Source organism: Oceanobacter sp. 1_MG-2023, assembly GCF_030689025.1.
Lineage (GTDB): Bacteria > Pseudomonadota > Gammaproteobacteria > Pseudomonadales > Oceanobacteraceae > Oceanobacter.
Genome location: NZ_JAUYWA010000002.1, coordinates 231736 through 250948 on the forward strand (window position 1 = coordinate 231736; position 19213 = coordinate 250948).

The window sequence follows — 19213 nt, forward strand, 5'->3', positions numbered from 1 at the left end:
GCGCTCTCTGCTCTGTTCCGGTGTCGTATCGGATACGCCGCTGGGCCATGTTGTCTGAATATTGAATAACCGAGGTGAAGTTCTTGATCTGGTTTCTTGAAGGTCAATCGAGTCAGCGCGATATCATTACCGGCGCTCGCGACGCCTTGCCTGCGGATGTCACTCTCTTGGCTTCTCATCGTGGTGATCGCCCGGAAATTACCGGTCTGGCGGATGTGTCGTTACGTGAGCCGAAGGATAGTCCAGACAAAATTGACTGGGTAATTGACACCGCTCTGGAGCATGGCGTCCAGGTATTGCTGGCCGGACGTAATTGGCAGCTGTTTGAGACGGCTCGCGATCGCTTTGAAGCACATGGCTTGCAGCTGATTACCGGTGGCATGTCGTTGGAGACCTTCCGTCTGGTCGATAACAAAAGCCTGTTTACCGCTGCTGCTGAGCGTGCCGGTTTGGCCTGTGTGCCGGCGGTGACGGTGACGACGGCAGAGGAATTGGCGCAGGCGTATGCTGACATGTCGGTTTACGGTGAAGTCTGTATCAAGCCTGCCATCGGTATTTATGGTCAGGGCTTCTGGCGTTTTCGGGAAGGTGTGGATGCCTTTCGCTGTTTTGCGAATCCGGATGCCCGTGAAGTCAATTTTGAGGCCTATTTACAGGCCTATGGTCTGGATACCCAACGTGCCCCGATGTTGGTGATGCCGTATATGGCGGGCAGCGAGTGTTCGGTTGATATGGTGTGTGAAGCAGGGGTGGCGGTAGCCTATGTTGGCCGTCGTAAACAGGGCTTGTACCAGACCTTTGAGCGTGAGTCGGCAGCGGTTGAGCTGGCACTCAAGGCCGCTGCTCATTTTGGCTGCGATGGTCTGGTGAATGTACAGACTCGTGACGATGACAACGGCCAGCCGCATCTGCTGGAAATCAACCCGCGTTATTCCGGTGGTATCGGTTACACCCGGCTCACCGGGGTCAATTTACCCGGCATCTGGGCCTGTCGCCGCCTGGGTTTGCCAGAACCTGTGAGTGATTGGCTCCCGAATCTCAAGGTAAAAGTCGTCAGTGTGGCTTTACCATTGACGGCAGGCTGAGTTGGAATCACCGCCGGGGTTGCAATTGGCCGGGGTTTGTCTCCATGCTTCAATCCGGCAAACAGGATCAGGGAGTGAGTATTGATGCGGGAATTGGTCGTTGGTGCCAATGAAGGGCTGCCAGTCACAGACATTCGGCTAACCCTGGACAGCAAACAAGTTGGCGCGCTGGGACGTAACGCCGGGTTGGCGTTATTGCCGCTTGACGCAAAACACCTGCCGACCGGTGCACCTTCCTTGTACCGGCTCACCCAGCCCTGGATGCAGTGGCACGAGGAGGGTGACTCACTGCGGTGTGAGGTCGATCTGGCGCAATTACCTGCCCGAAGTGACCGGCTGTTGCTGGTGGTGTACACCTTTGCGGCAGTGGGGCCAGTGGCTGAGCTGGAGCGTGTACACTTGCGGATTGCGGATATCATCTCTTATAAACTGGAGCTGCAGGATTCGGGTGATGCTGCCATGGTCATTGGCGAATGTTACCGCCGTGGTGCGCAGTGGAAATTCCGGGCGCTGGCGGAAGGTTCTGCTTATGGCCTCGCAGCGTTCGGGCGTCGTCTCGGGTTAACCATTGATGATCACCATCCGGACCGGTCGCATGAAGCCGCTGGGGCGGAAGCGGGCAGGGCCGCTGCCGGTGTGGCAACAGGCACTGGTTTTGCGGTTTCCTCCCGACATATCCTGACCTGTGCTCATGTGATTGAAGATCGCCAGGATATTCATATAACGTCCTTTGACGGGCGTTATCGTGCTGAGCCAGTGATGGTCGATCGCCGTAATGATATCGCGTTATTACGTATCCAGCAGGAGCCCGGGTTGCAGCCCGTGTGCTTCCGTGACGATGTGCGCTGCCATCTTGGTGAAACGGTTGTCGCACTGGGTTTTCCTCTGGCCGGTTTTGCTGGTGGCGATGTTCATGTTACACAAGGGGGCATTTCGGCGCTGTTTGGTGTCCATAACGATGCCAGCATCCTGCAGTTCACCGCACCGATTCAGCCAGGCTCCAGCGGCAGCCCGTTATTCGATAGCAACGGAGCCGTCGTGGGTATGGTGACTTCAAGTATCAGTGATGCACAAAATATGAATTTTGCCGTCAAGGCCGCTTTGTTACAGGCCTTTTTGCACGCTTGCCGGGTCGAGGTGTCCACCATGACAAGCGCCACCACACTGACCACGGCCGATATGGCACGAGTGACACAACCTTCCTTATGGAAGATTGAAGCACGCGGCAGCTAAATACATCTTGCTGACCCCGGCCACCGTGTTGTGTGTGCTGTGGTTGGTACTCTGGGAATAAAATCATGGAAAGTACCGCAGTAAAACACGCTTTGAGTGCCCAATTAATGCGCGGGTTGCTCGAAGTTAATGTGGACGATGCACGTATCGATCCCGACGAGTTATTCGGTTTTGCCGAGCGGCGCAACCCGAAGCGGGCATTTCTGTTTGTCTCTCGGGTGTTAGGTCGTCATATTCCGGTACGCCCGGCGCAGATGGAAGCCGCTTTTACCAAATTGGCGGCGCAGATTCCGGATGACTTGCCCGGCCCGGTGCTGGTGATCGGCATGGCTGAAACCGCCGTTGGTCTGGGAGCCGGTGTCCATCGCGCCTACAGCGCGACACGGCCGGATGCAATTTATCTGGTGACGACCCGCCATCCGGTCGGGGATGACATTTTTACCCGCTTTGAAGAAGAGCACAGCCATGCCAGTGCCCATCTGATTCATCGGCCGGTGGATGCTGATATTCGGGATGCCATGTTGCAGGCCCGTTCGCTGATATTGGTCGACGATGAAGCCTCAACCGGCAAAACCTTTATCAACCTTTATGAAGCGCTGATGGCATCCGGGCTATCGCATATTGAGCGGGTGGTGACCTGTGTCTTGACGGATTGGTCCGAAGGCGCCGTGCAAAACAGGATTGCAGCCCCGACCGATCAGGTCTCGCTGTTGCAGGGCTCTTACCGATTTATTGAAGATATTACCGCCCCGTTGCCAGAGATGCCGGATGTTGAAACGGTAGCGGCCGGAGAGTGGCTCTTGTCGCCGGAGCATGACTTTGGCCGCTTGGGTGTACGTCATGTCGACGACACGCTGGCGCCTGGGCTGCAAATCAAGGCCGGAGAACGGGTGCTGGTGGTTGGCACCGGAGAATTTGTCTGGAAACCGTTTTTACTGGCGGAACGACTGGAACAAGCCGGTGCCGATGTGCATTTTGGCTCGACTACCCGTTCGCCCATTGCTATCGGTCATGCTATCGAACATGCGTTATCCTTTCCGGACAACTACGGTCTGGGTATTCCCAATTTTATCTATAACGTCCGTCCGGGCCAGTTTGACCGGGTGCTGATTTGTACCGAGACTCCGGCAGAGGCTGTTCCCGCTCTGTTGATAGATACTCTGCAAGCCGAGGTAGTGGTCAATGAGTAATACGCGTCCGCTGGTTTTTGTCGATCTTGATGACACCCTGTTCCAAACCGCTCGCAAAATGCCACCCGACAGCCCGCGCCACCCTGCCACCCTGGATGTGCACGGCCAGCCCAATGGTTATATGACGCCGGTACAGCAGGCTTTTGTGCAATGGCTGCTGGTTACCGCCGACGTCGTGCCGGTGACGGCGCGCAGCGTAGAGGCCTACCGCCGGGTGCAGATTCCGTTTGTCCATGGTGCTGTGTGTGCCCATGGCGGCGTGATCCTGACGCCGGATCATCAGCTGGAGCCACAATGGCAGGCACAGATGACCGATCGTCTGGCGGCCTTTCAGTCACGGCTGCAGCAGCTGAGCGCCGCCACATTGTCTATTGGCGAGGCGCTGGGTTTCTCACTCAGAGGCTGGGTGGTCGAAGAAGAAGGCTTGCAACATTACGTCGTCACCAAGCATAACGAACAGGACGATGCGGTACTTGCGCAGGTGTTAGCCGAAGTGCAGCGCCGCGGTTTGCTGGAAGGTATGCACGTACATGCCAATGGCAATAATCTGGCTTTCTTGCCCCAGGGGCTGGCCAAACAGCTGGCGGTGCAGGAATGGCTGCAGCGGGACCGGGCCATCAACGGCGACCGTCCGGTATTGGGGTTTGGTGACAGCCTGACCGATTTGGGTTTTATGAGCGAATGCCACTGGTGGGCCACCCCGGCCCGAGGGCAGTTGGCACGGGTGGTGGAGGACCAGATTCATGAGTGATGTGTTTAATGCATTTCACACCGTTGGCAGTGGCAGTTATCTCGCTGACGATGTGCATTTTTTATTGCAGCCCTGTCAAATTGAGCCAACCGACGTGGCTGAGAAAGAGCGTCTGATTCAGACCAATCAGAAGCATTATTCAGAAATGATCAGTCGGGAAGACGCACCAACCGACATTCATATCACCCTGTATGAGCGAGCGCTGAAACAGAATGGCGCTCGTATGGCTGCCGATGTTCAGGCATTGGCCGAGGCTTTGAACACCGGCTGTCCAGGCGGCGCGGTGGTGCTGGTATCGTTTGTTCGGGCCGGTTTGCCGCTGGGCGTGTTATTACGTCGGGCACTGCTGGCGCTGGGGCGCGAGGCTTATCACTACGGCATCAGCATTGTGCGTGATCGTGATATAGACCGTGTGGCGCTGGAAGCCATTATTACCGCGCACGGTGCCGACAACCTGATCTTTGTAGATGGCTGGACAGGAAAAGGAGCCATCGCCGGTGAGCTACAGCGCAGCCTTGGGGATGATCCACGTTTTGTTGGTGGGCCACGTATGGTGGTATTGGCCGACCCTTGCGGTCATGCCTGGCTGGCGGCATCGGCGGAAGATTGGGTGATCCCGTCCGGTATTCTGGGTGCCACTGTGTCGGGTCTGGTGTCCCGTTCCATCTGGCCGGCGGATGGTGGCTTGCACGGTTGTATGCGCTGTGATCATTTACAGGCCTTTGATGTTACCCGTGCGTTTGTTGACCGGATTGAGGCTGAGCGTCAGCAACTGGGGCTTGTGACGGCCGCAGTTCCCTGGAGTGATACGCAACGACAACAGCTGCAAACTGCCGCCACTGGTGTTGTCAGTACACTGGCTAACCGCTTTGGCATCACCAATATGAACCGCATCAAACCGGGTATTGCCGAAGCCACTCGGGCGGTACTGCGACGCGTGCCCGAACATGTACTGGTGCGGGACAAGAACGACAGCGACGTCCGCTTGTTAATGCATCTGACCGAACGTGCCGGTGTCACCGTCGAGGAAGTGGGCGATGCCCTTGGTCCCTATCGGGCTGTAACCATTATCCGGAGCGTGAATCAATGACACGAGTGTCACCCTATGCCCTGGGGGCGACTCTTTATATGCCCGCCACTCGTGCGGACCTCGCCGATGTTATCTGTCACTGCAAAGTGCCTGAACTGCGGTCGTTGGTGATTTGTCTGGAAGATGCTGTGGCCGACAGCGATGTGGATATTGCGCTGCGAAACCTGGAACAGTTGCTGCTGCAATTACATCAACAAAAGCAGCCGTTTTATCCGCCGGGCCAGCCAAGCAGACAGCCATTGCTGTTTGTGCGACCGCGTAATGCCGAGATGGCAGCACGCTTGAGTGAATGGCCATTGATATCCGAAATCGACGGTTTTGTGATTCCGAAGCTGACGCTTGATAATTTACCGGTTTGGGAGCAAGCACTGGCTCACCCGGATTTATTGCTGATGCCAACACTAGAAACACCAGAAACCTTTAATCCTGCCGCCATGGTGGAACTGGGTGAAGCCTTGAAAGTCCGGTTGGGGGAGCGGATTGTGGTGCTGCGTATCGGCGGCAACGACCTGATGGGTTGTTTGGGGCTGCGCCGCAACTCGACCACAACCCTGTACAGCACGCCCATGAGTTATCTGATCCCGATGGTGTCCGGCGTGATGGGCTCATTGGGTTTCTCTCTCTCCGCGCCCGTATTCGAGCAGCTGGCTTCCCCGCAGTTATTGCAGCAGGAGCTGGATCTGGATATCGCCCATGGCATGGTCGGTAAAACCGCTATTCACCCCTGTCAGATCACTTTGATTCACGACCGTTTCCGGGTCAATCTTGAAGATCTGAATGCCGCCAGGATGATAGTGCAAGACCAGGCACCAGCGGTCTTTCGCCATAACGATGCCATGTGTGAGCCGGCCACTCACCAGAAATGGGCGCGTGGTATTCTGGAGCGTGCCAAGTGGTATGGGGTAAAACCGCAGGAAACCATCAGTCAGGATGGGCCGCTCGGTCTGACCGAATCGCGCTGCTAGCCGCATGGTCAGGTCGCGTGGTTAACCTCAGTATTGGGTCGAGAGCGCTGAGAACTGTTGTAGCTTTCACCGGTCACAGTTTTGTTGCTACCCGTATGGTTGAATGGTAATAACAACATCACATGTCTGTGCCAGAAATGACACATGAGATTAATTATCTTATCACTATCTTGTATGGCAGCATGGTCGGCCACTGCCACAGCAAGCATCCAACAGGATGCCGGTGGCACAGATACCCACTCAGATGATGAGCAAGGAGCAAAATAATGGCACTGACTCTAACGAAAAACCAAAGCATCTCCCTGGAAAAAACAGCCGGGAGTGGCCTGAGCAATATCTCGCTTGGGCTGGGATGGGACCCGGTCAAAGCAACCGGTTTCTTCGGCAAGTTAATGGGCGGCGGTGCCATTGACCTGGATGCCTCCTGCATCGTGCTGGATGACCAGTTGCAATCCATCGATCTGGTGTGGTTCCGCCAGCTGAAATCAAAAGACGGCTCAATCCAGCATTCTGGCGACAACCGTACCGGTGAAGGGGATGGTGACGACGAAAGCATCTCTGTTGATTTGAAGAGCCTGCCAGCGGCTGCCAAACACCTGGTGTTTACCGTTAACAGTTTTACCGGCCAGAACTTCGAAAAAGTAGAAAACGCCTACTGTCGTATCCTGAATCGCAGTAACAACACTGAGCTGGCCCGTTTTAACCTTTCCGAAAAAGGTCAGCACACCGGTATTGTTATGGGGTGTCTGAGCCGCGACAGCAGTGGCTGGCAGTTCAAGGCAATCGGACAAGTCACCAATGGCCGTACTGCAGACGATCTGGTTAATCTGGCCATGCAGGCGGTACGTGGATGAGTGTATTGGTGCCAGGCGCTAATGCGCCAGTCGCCACGGGAGAGTTACGGGTGGATATCCGCTATTCACCATTACCCGGAGCCGACATTGATATTTCTGCCTTTGTATTGAATGCCGCGCACAAGGTACGTGGTGATGGCGATATGTGCTTTTATGGTCAGCCCGATATTCTGGCCGGGGCCGTTCGTATGACCCAGGCTGATGCCGGTCATGCCGTGTTTTTTCTGGACCCGGGACAGCTACCGGGAGAAGTTGAAAAAGTGGCTTTTACCGCCACGATTCACGCCAACAAGGCGCGTTTTGATGCCGTCTCGCAACTGACGCTGGCAATCAGTGGTGGTATCAGCGCCGATATTTCGACATCCGGCATGCAGGAAACAGCACTGATTCTGGGGGAGTTTTACCGTCGCCAGGGCAGTTGGAAATTTCGTTGCGTGGCTCAGGGGTTTGCCGGTGGCCTGGAGCCGCTGGCAGAACACTTTGGTGTGGATGTCGCGGCCCCAGAGCCTGAGTCGGCTCCAACCCCAACCCCGGCTCCGGCTCCGGCGGCACCAAAATCCACGGTGAATCTGAGCAAGGTGACGCTGGATAAATCCCGTTCCAGTATCAGCCTGGAAAAATCCACCGCGGGTTTTGGCGAAATACGGGTCAACCTGAACTGGAACAAAAGCAGCTCTGGGGGTTTCTTCTCCAGCAGCAAAGCGATCGATCTGGATGTGGGTTGCCTGTTTGAACTTCAGGGTGGCCTCAAGGGTGCGGTACAGGCTCTGGGAAATGGCTTTGGAGATCTGCAGGGTGAACCCTATATCCAATTGATGGGTGATGATCGTACTGGCTCGGTGGATGGTGGCGAATGGCTGCATATCAACGGCCAGAAATGGCACCTGATCCGGCGTATTCTGGTGTTCGCCTTTATTTACAAGGGCGCACCCAACTGGGAAAAAACCGACGGGGTGATCACCATCTATATCCCTGGCCAGCCGGATATTGAAGTGCGTATGAATGAAGAAGGCGGCCGTCATGGCATGTGTGCTGTTGCCATGCTGGAAAACGATAACGGTGCGGTCAAAGTGACCCGTTGCGTGGATTTCCACAAAGGCCACCGGGATCTGGATCAGGCCTACGGCTGGGGAATGCGCTGGTCGGCCGGATCAAAATAAATAATCGCAGCGACGCTGTGTTTTTTCACAATGAGGAATACAACATGTTGGGATGGCTGAAAACAAATGTGTCGATGGCACGGGACAAGCTGACGACCGAAGTTTCGAAGTTCAAGAACAAGGACTTTATGGAAGCAACCGCCACTGCCTGCGCCATGATTGCCGCCGCGGATGGTGATATTTCTTCCGCTGAAAAAATGAAAATGACCGGGTTTATCAACAACTCGCCAGAGCTCAAGGCCTTCAATCTCAATGACGTTATCAACGTGTTTAACGACGCTTGTGGCAAGTTTGAGTTTGACTATCAGATTGGTCAGGCGGAAGCGTTGAAAACGATCAACAAAATCAAGAAAGACGATGGTGCCGCACGTTTGCTGGTGCGGGTTGCCTGTGCCATTGGTGCATCGGATGGCAGTTTTGATGATCAGGAAAAAGCCGCTTGTCGTTTGATTTGTTCGGAGCTGGGCCTGAATCCGGCTGATTTCGAGCTTTAGGCTTTACCTGCGCTGCGACGAAGACAGTCCTGCTGGCACCGTCTTTGTTGCCATCACGCAAGAGTGGTGCGGTATCATCCGAGAGGTTGATAAACCGTAAATAAAAATCATGGGCAAGTGAGTAATTTATTCATTCATCTTGTCCATGACACCAGCGACGCAGAAAGTATGCGTTATGACCTGGCCAACGATGCATTAACGGAAACTGCCATGAATTTTGCGGCATCGCATCGTAACAATGGCGAGTGGACATTTTATGCGCTTGGCCACGAGCATGCAGCAAGACGGCATGTCCTGGCCAAGGGTCAGGTATGAAATTTTGATTGGTTAATTGACTGAATAAGGAATAAAAAAATGGCTATAAGTCTGTCTAAAGGCGGTAACGTTTCCCTGTCAAAAGAAGCACCAGGTCTGACTGAGGTGGTGGTTGGTCTTGGTTGGGACCCTCGTGTTACTGACGGTACTGAATTCGATCTGGATGCCTCCGTGTTTATTACCGGTGAAAATGGCAAGGTACTGGGCGATACCAGCTTTATTTTCTACAACAACAAGGTATCAACGGATGGTTCGGTTGAACACATGGGTGACAACCGTTCAGGAGAAGGTGATGGCGACGACGAAAAAGTCACCGTTAAACTGACCTCTCTGGCGGCGGATGTGAAAAAACTGGTGTTTGCTGTCACAATTCACGAAGCAGAAAGCCGCAAGCAAAACTTCGGTCAGGTTTCCAACGCGTATATCCGTGTTGTAAACAAAGCCGACGGCAAGGAAATTGCCCGTTACGACCTGTCTGAAGATGCATCTACCGAAACGGCCATGATCTTTGGCGAACTGTATCGCCATGGCAGCGAGTTCAAGTTCAAGGCCATTGGTCAGGGTTTTGCCGGTGGTCTGAAGCCTCTGGCGGAAGCACACGGCGTTAACATCGGTTAATCGACCGTTGCCTGGAGCATCCTGTCCAGGTTTGGAAGCGGGTCAGCTACTGGCCTTCTTCTGTTTCTTCAGTCACCCTGCCGGGTGGCTGAGCTTGATCCATTCGTGATCATCCGCTTGACATATCAACTATCGAATATAACCAGGGAAAGGTATGGGCCTCCGTTTCAGAAAGCGTATTACCATCATGCCGGGCGTGCGCCTGAATCTCAGTGGCTCCGGCGTCAGTACGTCCATTGACCCTCGGGGGCTGAGTCTGACACTGGGACGTCGAGGTACTTATATCAATGCCGGATTGCCGGGTACCGGTCTCTATTACCGTACCCGAATCGATAATAGACAATCCTCCGCTGCTGCCGCTGGTTCCAACCCCGTCGACTACCCTGATACCGTGAATATTCAGGTTGATGATGATGGCTTGTTACGACTGACCGATGAGCATGACCAACCCTTGCCCGCCAAAGCAGCCAGACAGGTCAAGACTCACCAGGCCGAGACCATCCAGACATTACTGGAGCAGGCCGCAGAACGTATCAATACCGAGCTGAATGCTTGTTTGGGGGTACATCTGTTAACGCCCAAACCGGGTACTCCGCCAGCTTTACCGGCCCCCTTTGCTATTGATGAACCATTGCCGCCGGTGATCGAAGAGCCGGGCTTGATGGATAAACTGTTATTTCGACAAGACAGCATTGAACAGAGTAATCAGCAGGCGCTGGCGAGTTATCAGCAAGAACTGGCGCAGTGGCAGCAGCTGCGTGATGATCATGAGCAGGAATGTGCCGAAGTTGAAAAAGCCTTTCGGCTGGCGGCCCAAGGATTCAGTGCCCATATGGAAACGGCGCTGGACTATGTCCTCAGCGGCATTGCCTGGCCGAAAGAAACCTTGATTGAGTATGAATTTAACCATGATGTAACCGGCATTGCCCTGGATGTTGATTTGCCGGATGAAGGCGATGTACCCCAGCGGATGGCCGAGGCGCGGGGCAACGGCAAGTTATCATTCAAAAAACGCACCGATGCCCAGGGGCGGCGTGATTTTATCCGACTGTGCGCCGGGTCGCTGTTTCGGGTCACTGGCGAAGTGTTTGCATTGTTTCCGGGTATTCAGCGTTGTCTGATTTCTGGTTATATCCAGCGAGCCAATCCTGCGACCGGGGTTGTGGAGGATCAATACGTCTTGTCCGTGCTGATTCAGCGGGAGCAATGGCAAATGCTGGACTTTGATCGGCTGGAAGACATCGACCCCGTGGCGACCCTGCAAGCGTGTGGTGTCAGAATGGCCCGTGACCGCTCCAGCCGACTGAAAGAAATAGAGCCTTTGGCGCGAGACGTTCTGGATATAGGCTGAGGACGTTGGCGTTAGCGTTGTTTGACAGTGCAGCGGCAACAGGCGCCATAAGCAATAAAATAAAAAAGGGGCGCTACCAGTAATGGTAGCGCCCCTTTTATTTTATCGGACTGTGTTATTGAGCATTCAGCGGCAAGGCAGTCTTACAGCTGAGGGCCCGCCGCCAGAATGGCGTCGGAAACATCGTATTTCTTGAAGTTTTCAATAAACTGGTTCGCCAGTTGGCGTGCCGCTGCATCAAACTTGTCCTGGTCAGCCCAGGCTTTGGTTGGATTCAGCAATTTGGTTTCTACGCCAGGCAGTTCGGTTGGTACACGAAGGCCAAAGACTGGCAGCTCTTCGGTTTCAACGTCACGCAGCACACCAGACTGAACAGCAGAGATCACTGCACGCGTGGTTGGAATGCTGAAGCGCTCACCACCGGCACCGTTTGGACCGCCAGTCCAACCTGTGTTGACCAGGTAGACCTGAGAGTCGAACTCCGTCACACGTTTCATCAGCAGTTCCGCGTATTCGCCTGCTGGACGTGGGAAGAAGGGTGCACCAAAACAGGTAGAAAAGGTGGATTTCAGACCTTTTACGCCCCCCATTTCCGTTGAACCAACCAGAGCTGTGTAACCGCTCAGGAAGTGGTAAGCCGCTTGTTCCTTGGTCAGGACAGATACCGGTGGCAATACACCGGTCATATCACAGGTCAGGAAGACAACTGCTTTGGGTTCGCCAGCCATGTTCTCAACAACACGTTTCTCAACGTGGGTCAGCGGGTAAGCACAGCGGCCGTTTTCGGTCAGGCTGGTGTCGTTGTAGTCTGCCACTCGGGTTTGCTTGTCGATCACCACGTTTTCCACGATGGCGCCAAAGCGGATGGCATCCCAGATAATGGGTTCGTTTTTCTGTGACAGGTCAATGGTCTTGGCGTAGCAGCCACCTTCGATATTGAAGACAGTGCCCTTGCCCCAACCGTGCTCGTCATCACCAATCAGGAAGCGACCCGGGTCAGCAGACAGGGTGGTTTTACCGGTACCGGAGAGGCCGAAGAACAGGCAAACATCGCCGTCGTCACCAACGTTGGCAGAGCAGTGCATTGGCAGCACGTCTTTTTCTGGCAACAGGAAGTTCTGTACACCAAACATGGCTTTTTTCATTTCGCCAGCGTAACGCATGCCTGCAATCAGTACTTTGCGTTGGGAGAAGTCGACAATAACGCAGCCATCGGAGTTGGTGCCATCACGTTCCGGTACGCACTCGAAGTTGGCAACGTTCAGGATTTGCCATTCTTCCTTGTCTGAAGGGTTGTAGCTTTCCGGCAAGATAAACAGGTTGCGACCAAACAGGTTCTGCCAGGCAGTCTGGGTCGACATTTTGACCGGCAGGTAGTGCTGCGGGTCAGAACCAACATGAACATGGGAAACAAAGCTGTCTTGCTGGGCCAGGTATTCTTCTACGCGGTCCCACAGGGCATCGAATTTATCGGCATCAAATGGGCGGTTGATATTGCCCCAGTCGATTGCATCCTTGCTGCTTGGTTCTTCTACAATGAATTTGTCCATTGGAGAACGGCCAGTACGAGCGCCGGTTTCTACTACCAGTGCGCCGTTATCTTGCAATAGGCCTTCGCCGCGGGCAATGGCTTGTTCTACCAGAAATGGAGTAGATAAATCCGTGAATACAGTGGTCATATCGATACCCTGATGGGTCCTCGCAGTTGTGGTCGGCAATAGTAGCCGTTACCAAAATTCGTACACCCGTCTGTGTGTGCTGCAGACGATACTCGATCAATGAGACTGCGCAAGTATGCCAGAAAATGCCGTTTGCGCTAAGTCTCCTCTTTATGGGTCAGCTTAATAACCCGCATAAACAGGGGCTATATTTGCTGATTCTTCGGATTATTTGTGGGGTTCCAGATCATTGTAACAAATGTAACAGCGACCTGGCAGGCAGTAATTTAATGCAAATTGTTTTCAGGGAACAGCTCTGCCATATCATGTTGGCCGAATTCGTAGTGTTGGTGGCAAAATTCACAGTCGACCGAAATGCTACCGGATTCTTCCATCATTTCGGCTAACGCCTGGTAGCCAACCTGATGCAGGGCGTTGGCCAGCCGGTCACGGGAACAGGTACAGGCAAACGACAGCGGCGTGGCGGGATACACCCGGACATCCTCTTCGTGATACAGGCGTTGCAATAGCAGATCATTGTCCAACTCAAGGAGTTCTTCATCCTTGATGGTGGCGGCGAGGTGAGAGACCCGGTCCCAGGCATCCTGGTCAATGGTTTGCTGCTCGTCGCTGTGTTGCTGGCTGGCGGGTAGTTTTTGCAGCATAAAGCCAGCGGCCCGGGTGCCATCACTGCAGAGCCAGAAGCGTGTGGGCAGTTGTTCTGACTGGCTGAAATAGTCTTCCAGTGCGGTGGCTATATCGCCTTGGGGAATGGCGGTAATACCCTGATAACGCTGGCCTTGCTCCGGCTCCAGGGTGATAACCAGCTGGCCTTCCGTTGCAAAGGTCAGGGTTGCTTCTGGCTGATCGCTGTCATAGCGGGCAATCGCCCGCAGCTCTCCCAGTTCATTGGTTTCTGCCTGCAACAGGGAGATAGCCCCTGGCAGGCGTATTTGCAGGGTTAGCCGGCCTTTGAACTTGAGGCTGGCACTCATCAATGCGGTGGCGGCAAGTAACTGGCCCAGGGCTACCCGGATAACGGGCGGGTAGTCGTGGCGATTCAAGATTGCCTCGTAAGTGGCATTGAGATGGGCGACCTCTCCACGAATCGGGGCGGCATCAAACGAAAATCGCTGCAATTGGTCAGCACTGGGGTATGACATATCGGTGTACCTGTAACGTTCAGCCAAGATCCTGATGGACCTGCTCAAAACGGCGCATGTCGCGGCGTTCTTTTTTGTTGGGTTTGTGGTCTGGGGTGGGCATGGAGGCACGTAACGCCCGGCGTTGTTCGGAGTTGTCCATGCGTCGCTTGATGCTGGCCGGGGTTTCTTCATACAGCAGCCGTGCTTCCGGGGCTCCCCGGCGCTGGTCAGACAAGGTGGTGATAATCACCTCTTTTTCGTCAAAGCCCTGGCGAATGGTCAGCCTGGCACCTGCGTCTGCCAGTTTGCTGACCTTGCAGCGTTGGCCGTCGTAGTGAACCTTGCCGCCTTCAATGGCGTGTTTGGCCAGTGCCCGTGTTTTGAAAAAGCGGGCGGCCCAGAGCCATTTGTCGAGGCGGACTTTGGTGGAGTTGTCAGTCACGGTGAGTAGTGTCCTGTGCGTCAAATACCAGTTCGTCAAAATGTAGAATGCCGGGAAACCGGTTTTGCAATACCGGCTCGCGCTGGCTGTCAGGGTGATGGATGGCCAACAGATAATGAATGCCCCAACGCTGGGCTGATTCTAGCACAGCCATACTGTCATCAATCAGCAGGGTACGCTGCGGGTCGAACGGCTCGTCTTGCTGTAAATGCTGCCAGAAGGCCTGTTGTTCTTTGGGTTCCCGGTAGTCGTGGGAGCTGATGATGCGGTCAACGTATTGATCCAGCCCGGTGTGGTGCAGTTTGAGTTCCACACTGTCGCGGTGAGCATTGGTGACAATGACCTTGCGTTTGCCCTGCTGTGCCAGGGCGTTGAGAAATTCGCGCACAAAAGGCCGGAAGCCGATTTTGCTGGCGACGTCTTTTTTCAACTCCGCGATCGGTAATCCGGTCAGATTGCTCCAGTGATCGAGGCAATACCAGTTGAGGGTACCGCGCAGGCCGATAAAGCTGCTGCTCAGTTCCGTCAGAGCGGCGGCCTTGTCGATGCCTTTGTGGCGGGCATACTGCTCGGGCAAATGTTCCAGCCAGAAGTAATTATCAAAGTGCAAGTCCAGCAGGGTACCGTCCATATCCAGTAGTACGGTGTCAATTTGTTGCCAGTCGATCGGGCGCATAGGGTTATACTCAACAGATTTTCAGCTATTTAAACAGGCCTGACATGGATAAAAAACCTCAGATCCTGCATCGCTCGCTGGTCGCCCAGAGTCGGCTGTTCCGGGTTGAATCGATGGCGTTGCGTTTCAGCAACGGTGTGGAGCGCACTTATGAACGGTTGATGCCCGGTGGCCCGGGTGCGGTGATGATGGTGGCGTTGCTGGATAACGACACCGTGGCACTGATCCGGGAGTATGGCGGTGGTATTGAAGATTACACGCTGACCTTGCCAAAAGGTGCGGTCGACCTGGGTGAAACAATACGGGAAGCCTGTCACCGCGAGCTGCAGGAAGAAATTGGTTATGGCGCGCGCGAGTTTGTCTTCCTTAAACGATTGAGTCTGTCACCCAGCTATATGAGTGGTGGCATCGATGTGGTGCTGGTGCGGGATTTGTACCCGTCACGGCTGGAAGGCGACGAGCCGGAGCCTTTGGAGCTGATCCCCTGGAAACTGAGTGACCTGCTGTCGTTGTATCAGCGCGACGACTTTTCCGAAGGCCGGGCGGTGGCAGCGCTGGCGCTGGCGCAAGCCTACCTGGCCGGTGACTACGACGGCGAAGTGCTGCCAGCCTGAGTGCTTGCCGGGGCCAACTGTTCCGGCAGCAGCTCCACCAGCGCGGCACGTAACGTTGCCATGCGGATGGGTTTACTGACAAAACCGTTCATGCCAGCGCTCAGGCAGCGTTGGCGGTCTTCCATCATGGCATTGGCGGTGAGTGCCAGAATAGGGATTTGGCTCTCATCGCCAGAGAGCTGGCGTATATGCCGGGTCGCCTGGATACCATCCAGCACCGGCATATTGATATCCATCAGAATCAGATCGAAGGCGTCCTGTTTCAGTGCCTGTAACGCCTGGCGACCATCACTGACCACCACACACTCAAGCCCGAGTTTTTCCAGCATGCGCGAAGCAACACGCTGATTCACCTCGTTGTCCTCCGCCAGCAGGATACGGCCAGACAAGGCGGGTGATTGCTTCAGGGATGGCCGCTTGGTCACGGCCGGTGGCTTGGCGGCCTGCAAGGGGAGTTGCAGGGAGAAGGTGCTGCCCACCCCGGGGCTGGATTCCAGCTCCACATCCCCATTCATGGCGGATGCCAGGTGGCGACAAATAGTCAGGCCCAGACCGGTGCCGCCATAACGACGACTGGTGCTGCTATCAGCCTGGCGGAAGGCGGAGAACACCTGCTCTTTCTTGCTCTGGGAAATACCAATGCCGGTATCGTTGACGGCAATGCGGATATCGTACAGCGCCCCTTCGGTCTGCTTGCCGGTGACCTGCACTTCTATCTGGCCGTAGTCGGTAAATTTGATGGCGTTACTGATCAGATTGGTGATGATCTGACGGATACGTTTGGGATCGCCCTTCCAGTATTGCGGAATATCACCGTCGTAATAATAAATAAACGTCAGACCCTTGCGTTTGACCGGTTCATCGAACAGCCGTTTGAGGTCACTGAGTTGCTGGTTGAGGTCAAAATCGATCTGCTCCAGCTCCAGGTTGCCGGATTCAATTTTCGACAAGTCCAGAATGTCGTTAAGGATCTCCAGCAGTGACTGCGATGAGGTATGGACAATATCGAGATAATGGCGCTGCTCGGTTGTCAGGTTGGAATCCAGAATCAGTTCCGTGGCACCCAGAATACCGTTCATGGGGGTGCGGATCTCATGGCTCATATTGGCCAGGAATATGGATTTGGAATGGTTGGCCTGTTCCGCCTGGGTCAAGGCTTCCCGGATGCGGCTGTTGGCGGTTTCGAGTGCCTGCCGGTTGGCTACGGATTCGGTGATATCCAGTCCAGCCAGCAACACCTGTCCCTGGGAGGTATTGGCACTGGTCAGTCGTGTCATGCGCCAGCTGATAATGTGCTCTTTGCCGGTCGATGACAGCACCGGAAATTCCAGCGACAGGTTGCCATTATGACGACTGAGCAGATTTTGCCATTCGCGCTCAACGGTGGAGGTCGCCTGCTGCGGAATCAAATAGCTGAACGGGTAACCGTTGATCTGGTCTTCCGGTATTTGCAGCAGCTGCTGGGCCTGCAGGTTAACCCGTGTCACATGGCCGTTTTCATCACAGATAATCAGCAGGGTCTGCATGGTATTGATATACGTCGATAACCGCTGCTGCTCTTCGCGGAGCTGCGCTTCCATAAAATAGCGCTGGGTAATGTCGTCCCCGGTGACCAGCAGCCAGACCTGGTCGCCATCATTCTGCTGCCAAAGGCGGACTTGCATGGCCCAACGGCCCCATTCGCCGTAGCGGTCGAGCAGACTGGCTTCAAAATCGACCATGGAGCGGGTGCTCAAGGACTGATCTATTTTTTGCTGAATCAACTCGCGCTCATTACGGCGTTGGATACTGGACAGATAAGAGCCGGGGCAAAGGTCAAATAATTGCTGGAAGTTCGGGTTGGCATCCAGAATCAGCTGTTGGGCATTCACTCTCAGCACGATGCCACTGACATGCTCCCAGGTGAACCCTTGTTGCAGCAACTGCTGTTTATAATGATTGGTCACCGGGCGAGTCAGATAATGACTGATCAGGCCGATGCCCGAGCCCACCACAAGCAAGGCCAATATGGCCACCCCTGCCAGTATTTTCAGGGTGACGACGTCTGGCTCTCCTCGGGCGAGCAAAAAAGCCGTTACTCCCATAATGGCACTGATGCCCGCTACCAGAGCGGTAGAGGTCAGTAGTAACTGTTGGCCAGGACTAAACGACATCTGGATTCCTTGAAGTGATACGACCAGGTACAGCAACAACAGTGAAAAGCGGTTAACTGTATCGATGGGGCTCTGAGTATCAAGTATAGGCGTATTTGCCTCAGCAGCCCGCGTAATCTCCTATCCTGACAGGCCTTGCTGACAGAGTGAATAGTGCACCGATGTCGTTATCATGACGTTGGTCATTATGCGTCCATTGATGACGGAGTTATTGCCCGCCGCCGGTAGCGATAAGCACATAGACTACCACTTAAAACAGACTGACGAGCAAGGGTAACACCACAGCATGCAGAGTCGCCGTCAGTATCATTGCGGTGATGGCATAGGCTGCTTCCCGCTCCCCCAGATCCAGTGCCCGACTGGTACCAATCGCATGAGCACAGACCCCCAGCGTAATACCAACGGTTTCTGGACGCTGGATACGCATCAGCGTCAGAATCGGCAAAATCATGATGACCCCCAACAAGCCAGACAAAATCACAAACGCCGCCGCCAGTGACGGATCACCACCGAGTTGACCAGTAATGGCAACCGCCACCGGTGTGGTAATGGACTTGGTCAGCATGGTTTGTGACAGCATGGGATCACCGATCCACCAGCTGGTCAGCCACCAGGCGCAGGCGACGGTGGTGGCACTGCCCAGTGTGACGGCCAGAGCAATACGGAGGGCATCCTGACGTAATGCCCTTAACTGCAGGAACAGAGGTACTGCAAGCATCACAATCAGCGGTTGCAGCATATCGTGCAGATAGTGCCCTCCTTCCATATACGTTGTGTACGGCGTATCGGTCAGTTTCAGCGTCACCACCACCAGCCCGATACCGGTCAGAATCGGTGGCAACAGCACCAGATTACCGGTTAACCGATAGACCTGCTGACCGAGCAAAAAAGCACCGATGGTCAGCGCCGTCCAGAACAGAGGGGTTTGCAGCAATATCATCATGAACGTTTTCCTCTGGACATAATCCAGCCACATACCAGTGTGCCGGGAATCAGACTGATGGCCAGAATCAACAGCAGTAGCAGCCCATGCTCGCGCACCAGTTGTTCATGGGTGATCACTCCCACGCTCACCGGAATCAGGAACAACGGCAAAATCGGCGCAAGTGACTGGGTAATGCTGGTCAATGCTGCAGGCACCTTGCGCTGGCTGATCAGAAAAACCAGCAACAGCAACATACCGATAATCGAAGGAGGAATAGGCGCCGACGTCCAGTGTTGAACGAGCGTCCCGGCCATTAAAAAGGCCAGCAGAATCAGCAGTCCAGTCATAAGCGGTCTTCCGAACGGAGCGGCATAAAAAACCGGGTTTTTATTGATATTATCAGGCAGAAAATCATGAGCAGAAATAACGCTCTCGGCAATAATGTCAGAGCGCAAACAGTACCATTAACCACCAGAAGCACGCTATATTTTGTT

At 54.5% G+C, this 19213-nt stretch carries 19 protein-coding genes and 1 pseudogene; 13 read left to right on the forward strand and 7 right to left on the reverse strand.

Annotated features, from left to right (window positions below; translation table 11 throughout):
* Nucleotides 1-83 precede the first annotated feature (83 nt).
* From Q8W22_RS02410 to Q8W22_RS02465, 12 genes and pseudogenes are all read left to right on the forward strand, one after another.
* The gene (locus tag Q8W22_RS02410; RefSeq protein ID WP_303431134.1) at nucleotides 84-1085 is read left to right on the forward strand and encodes an ATP-grasp domain-containing protein; all 1002 of its coding nucleotides are present in this window, start codon (nucleotides 84-86) and stop codon (nucleotides 1083-1085) included.
* A gap of 84 nt (nucleotides 1086-1169) precedes the next feature.
* Complete coding sequence (locus Q8W22_RS02415; protein WP_305451490.1) at nucleotides 1170-2318, forward strand: trypsin-like peptidase domain-containing protein; 1149 nt, start codon at nucleotides 1170-1172, stop codon at nucleotides 2316-2318.
* Between the two features lie 65 nt (nucleotides 2319-2383).
* Nucleotides 2384-3508 (forward strand): phosphoribosyltransferase domain-containing protein, encoded by a 1125-nt coding sequence (locus Q8W22_RS02420; protein ID WP_305451491.1) that lies wholly within the window; start codon nucleotides 2384-2386, stop codon nucleotides 3506-3508.
* Nucleotides 3501-4259 carry a hypothetical protein gene (locus Q8W22_RS02425; protein ID WP_305451492.1) on the forward strand — a complete coding sequence of 253 codons (759 nt, stop codon included), beginning with the start codon at nucleotides 3501-3503 and terminating at the stop codon, nucleotides 4257-4259. Before Q8W22_RS02420 ends, Q8W22_RS02425 begins: the two co-directional genes overlap by 8 nt.
* Entirely contained in the window at nucleotides 4252-5349 is a 1098-nt protein-coding gene (locus tag Q8W22_RS02430; protein WP_305451493.1) for a cysteine protease StiP family protein, read from the forward strand. Before Q8W22_RS02425 ends, Q8W22_RS02430 begins: the two co-directional genes overlap by 8 nt.
* On the forward strand, nucleotides 5346-6314 hold the full coding sequence (locus Q8W22_RS02435; protein ID WP_303431129.1) for an HpcH/HpaI aldolase/citrate lyase family protein: 969 nt from the start codon (nucleotides 5346-5348) through the stop codon (nucleotides 6312-6314). The genes Q8W22_RS02430 and Q8W22_RS02435 overlap by 4 nt, the downstream gene beginning before the upstream one ends.
* A gap of 266 nt (nucleotides 6315-6580) precedes the next feature.
* Entirely contained in the window at nucleotides 6581-7168 is a 588-nt protein-coding gene (locus Q8W22_RS02440) for a TerD family protein (RefSeq protein WP_303431127.1), read from the forward strand.
* Nucleotides 7165-8328: a TerD family protein gene (locus tag Q8W22_RS02445; protein ID WP_305451494.1), complete on the forward strand. Its 1164-nt coding sequence runs from the start codon at nucleotides 7165-7167 to the stop codon at nucleotides 8326-8328. Before Q8W22_RS02440 ends, Q8W22_RS02445 begins: the two co-directional genes overlap by 4 nt.
* Before the next feature lie 44 nt (nucleotides 8329-8372).
* Nucleotides 8373-8822 carry a tellurite resistance TerB family protein gene (locus Q8W22_RS02450; RefSeq protein WP_303431125.1) on the forward strand — a complete coding sequence of 150 codons (450 nt, stop codon included), beginning with the start codon at nucleotides 8373-8375 and terminating at the stop codon, nucleotides 8820-8822.
* Between the two features lie 111 nt (nucleotides 8823-8933).
* Nucleotides 8934-9137: pseudogene (locus Q8W22_RS02455) on the forward strand (TerD family protein); the annotation flags it as partial.
* A 39-nt stretch (nucleotides 9138-9176) separates the two neighbouring features.
* Entirely contained in the window at nucleotides 9177-9755 is a 579-nt protein-coding gene (locus Q8W22_RS02460; protein WP_303431124.1) for a TerD family protein, read from the forward strand.
* Nucleotides 9756-9909: 154 nt separating this feature from the next.
* Nucleotides 9910-11106 carry a DUF4236 domain-containing protein gene (locus tag Q8W22_RS02465; protein WP_305451495.1) on the forward strand — a complete coding sequence of 399 codons (1197 nt, stop codon included), beginning with the start codon at nucleotides 9910-9912 and terminating at the stop codon, nucleotides 11104-11106.
* 143 nt (nucleotides 11107-11249) lie between these two features.
* Here Q8W22_RS02465 and Q8W22_RS02470 read toward each other — a convergent pair whose 3' ends face one another.
* From Q8W22_RS02470 to yrfG, 4 genes are all read right to left on the reverse strand, one after another.
* Nucleotides 11250-12791: a phosphoenolpyruvate carboxykinase gene (locus Q8W22_RS02470; protein WP_305451512.1), complete on the reverse strand. Its 1542-nt coding sequence runs from the start codon at nucleotides 12789-12791 to the stop codon at nucleotides 11250-11252.
* 260 nt (nucleotides 12792-13051) lie between these two features.
* Entirely contained in the window at nucleotides 13052-13927 is an 876-nt protein-coding gene (gene hslO, locus Q8W22_RS02475) for an Hsp33 family molecular chaperone HslO (RefSeq protein WP_303431122.1), read from the reverse strand.
* Nucleotides 13928-13946: 19 nt separating this feature from the next.
* Nucleotides 13947-14351, reverse strand: a complete 405-nt coding sequence (gene hslR / locus Q8W22_RS02480; protein ID WP_303431121.1) for a ribosome-associated heat shock protein Hsp15 — start codon at nucleotides 14349-14351, stop codon at nucleotides 13947-13949.
* The gene (yrfG, locus tag Q8W22_RS02485) at nucleotides 14344-15027 is read right to left on the reverse strand and encodes a GMP/IMP nucleotidase (RefSeq protein WP_303431120.1); all 684 of its coding nucleotides are present in this window, start codon (nucleotides 15025-15027) and stop codon (nucleotides 14344-14346) included. The genes hslR and yrfG overlap by 8 nt, the downstream gene beginning before the upstream one ends.
* A 44-nt stretch (nucleotides 15028-15071) precedes the next feature.
* On the opposite strand from yrfG, the gene nudE reads away from it, so the two are divergent.
* Nucleotides 15072-15641 carry an ADP compounds hydrolase NudE gene (gene nudE / locus Q8W22_RS02490; protein WP_303431119.1) on the forward strand — a complete coding sequence of 190 codons (570 nt, stop codon included), beginning with the start codon at nucleotides 15072-15074 and terminating at the stop codon, nucleotides 15639-15641.
* Here nudE and Q8W22_RS02495 read toward each other — a convergent pair.
* From Q8W22_RS02495 to Q8W22_RS02505, 3 genes are all read right to left on the reverse strand, one after another.
* Entirely contained in the window at nucleotides 15614-17794 is a 2181-nt protein-coding gene (locus Q8W22_RS02495) for a PAS domain-containing hybrid sensor histidine kinase/response regulator (RefSeq protein ID WP_305451496.1), read from the reverse strand. The two genes, nudE and Q8W22_RS02495, sit on opposite strands and share 28 nt — an antisense overlap.
* 250 nt (nucleotides 17795-18044) lie before the next feature.
* Nucleotides 18045-18737, reverse strand: a complete 693-nt coding sequence (locus tag Q8W22_RS02500; protein WP_303431117.1) for an LrgB family protein — start codon at nucleotides 18735-18737, stop codon at nucleotides 18045-18047.
* On the reverse strand, nucleotides 18734-19066 hold the full coding sequence (locus tag Q8W22_RS02505) for a CidA/LrgA family protein (protein ID WP_303431116.1): 333 nt from the start codon (nucleotides 19064-19066) through the stop codon (nucleotides 18734-18736). Before Q8W22_RS02505 ends, Q8W22_RS02500 begins: the two co-directional genes overlap by 4 nt.
* Nucleotides 19067-19213 lie beyond the last annotated feature (147 nt).

What these genes read in the sequence shown, in the direction of transcription:
- Q8W22_RS02450 (WP_303431125.1), top strand. Translation starts at nt 8,373, where the DNA reads ATGTTGGGATGGCTGAAAACAAATGTGTCGATGGCACGGGACAAGCTG.
- Q8W22_RS02420 (WP_305451491.1), top strand. Translation starts at nt 2,384, where the DNA reads ATGGAAAGTACCGCAGTAAAACACGCTTTGAGTGCCCAATTAATGCGC.
- Q8W22_RS02430 (WP_305451493.1), top strand. Translation starts at nt 4,252, where the DNA reads ATGAGTGATGTGTTTAATGCATTTCACACCGTTGGCAGTGGCAGTTAT.
- yrfG (WP_303431120.1), bottom strand. Translation starts at nt 15,027, where the DNA reads ATGCGCCCGATCGACTGGCAACAAATTGACACCGTACTACTGGATATG.
- Q8W22_RS02465 (WP_305451495.1), top strand. Translation starts at nt 9,910, where the DNA reads ATGGGCCTCCGTTTCAGAAAGCGTATTACCATCATGCCGGGCGTGCGC.
- Q8W22_RS02500 (WP_303431117.1), bottom strand. Translation starts at nt 18,737, where the DNA reads ATGATGATATTGCTGCAAACCCCTCTGTTCTGGACGGCGCTGACCATC.
- Q8W22_RS02425 (WP_305451492.1), top strand. Translation starts at nt 3,501, where the DNA reads ATGAGTAATACGCGTCCGCTGGTTTTTGTCGATCTTGATGACACCCTG.
- Q8W22_RS02440 (WP_303431127.1), top strand. Translation starts at nt 6,581, where the DNA reads ATGGCACTGACTCTAACGAAAAACCAAAGCATCTCCCTGGAAAAAACA.
- Q8W22_RS02435 (WP_303431129.1), top strand. Translation starts at nt 5,346, where the DNA reads ATGACACGAGTGTCACCCTATGCCCTGGGGGCGACTCTTTATATGCCC.
- hslO (WP_303431122.1), bottom strand. Translation starts at nt 13,927, where the DNA reads ATGTCATACCCCAGTGCTGACCAATTGCAGCGATTTTCGTTTGATGCC.
- Q8W22_RS02415 (WP_305451490.1), top strand. Translation starts at nt 1,170, where the DNA reads ATGCGGGAATTGGTCGTTGGTGCCAATGAAGGGCTGCCAGTCACAGAC.
- Q8W22_RS02445 (WP_305451494.1), top strand. Translation starts at nt 7,165, where the DNA reads ATGAGTGTATTGGTGCCAGGCGCTAATGCGCCAGTCGCCACGGGAGAG.
- Q8W22_RS02460 (WP_303431124.1), top strand. Translation starts at nt 9,177, where the DNA reads ATGGCTATAAGTCTGTCTAAAGGCGGTAACGTTTCCCTGTCAAAAGAA.
- Q8W22_RS02495 (WP_305451496.1), bottom strand. Translation starts at nt 17,794, where the DNA reads ATGTCGTTTAGTCCTGGCCAACAGTTACTACTGACCTCTACCGCTCTG.
- nudE (WP_303431119.1), top strand. Translation starts at nt 15,072, where the DNA reads ATGGATAAAAAACCTCAGATCCTGCATCGCTCGCTGGTCGCCCAGAGT.
- Q8W22_RS02505 (WP_303431116.1), bottom strand. Translation starts at nt 19,066, where the DNA reads ATGACTGGACTGCTGATTCTGCTGGCCTTTTTAATGGCCGGGACGCTC.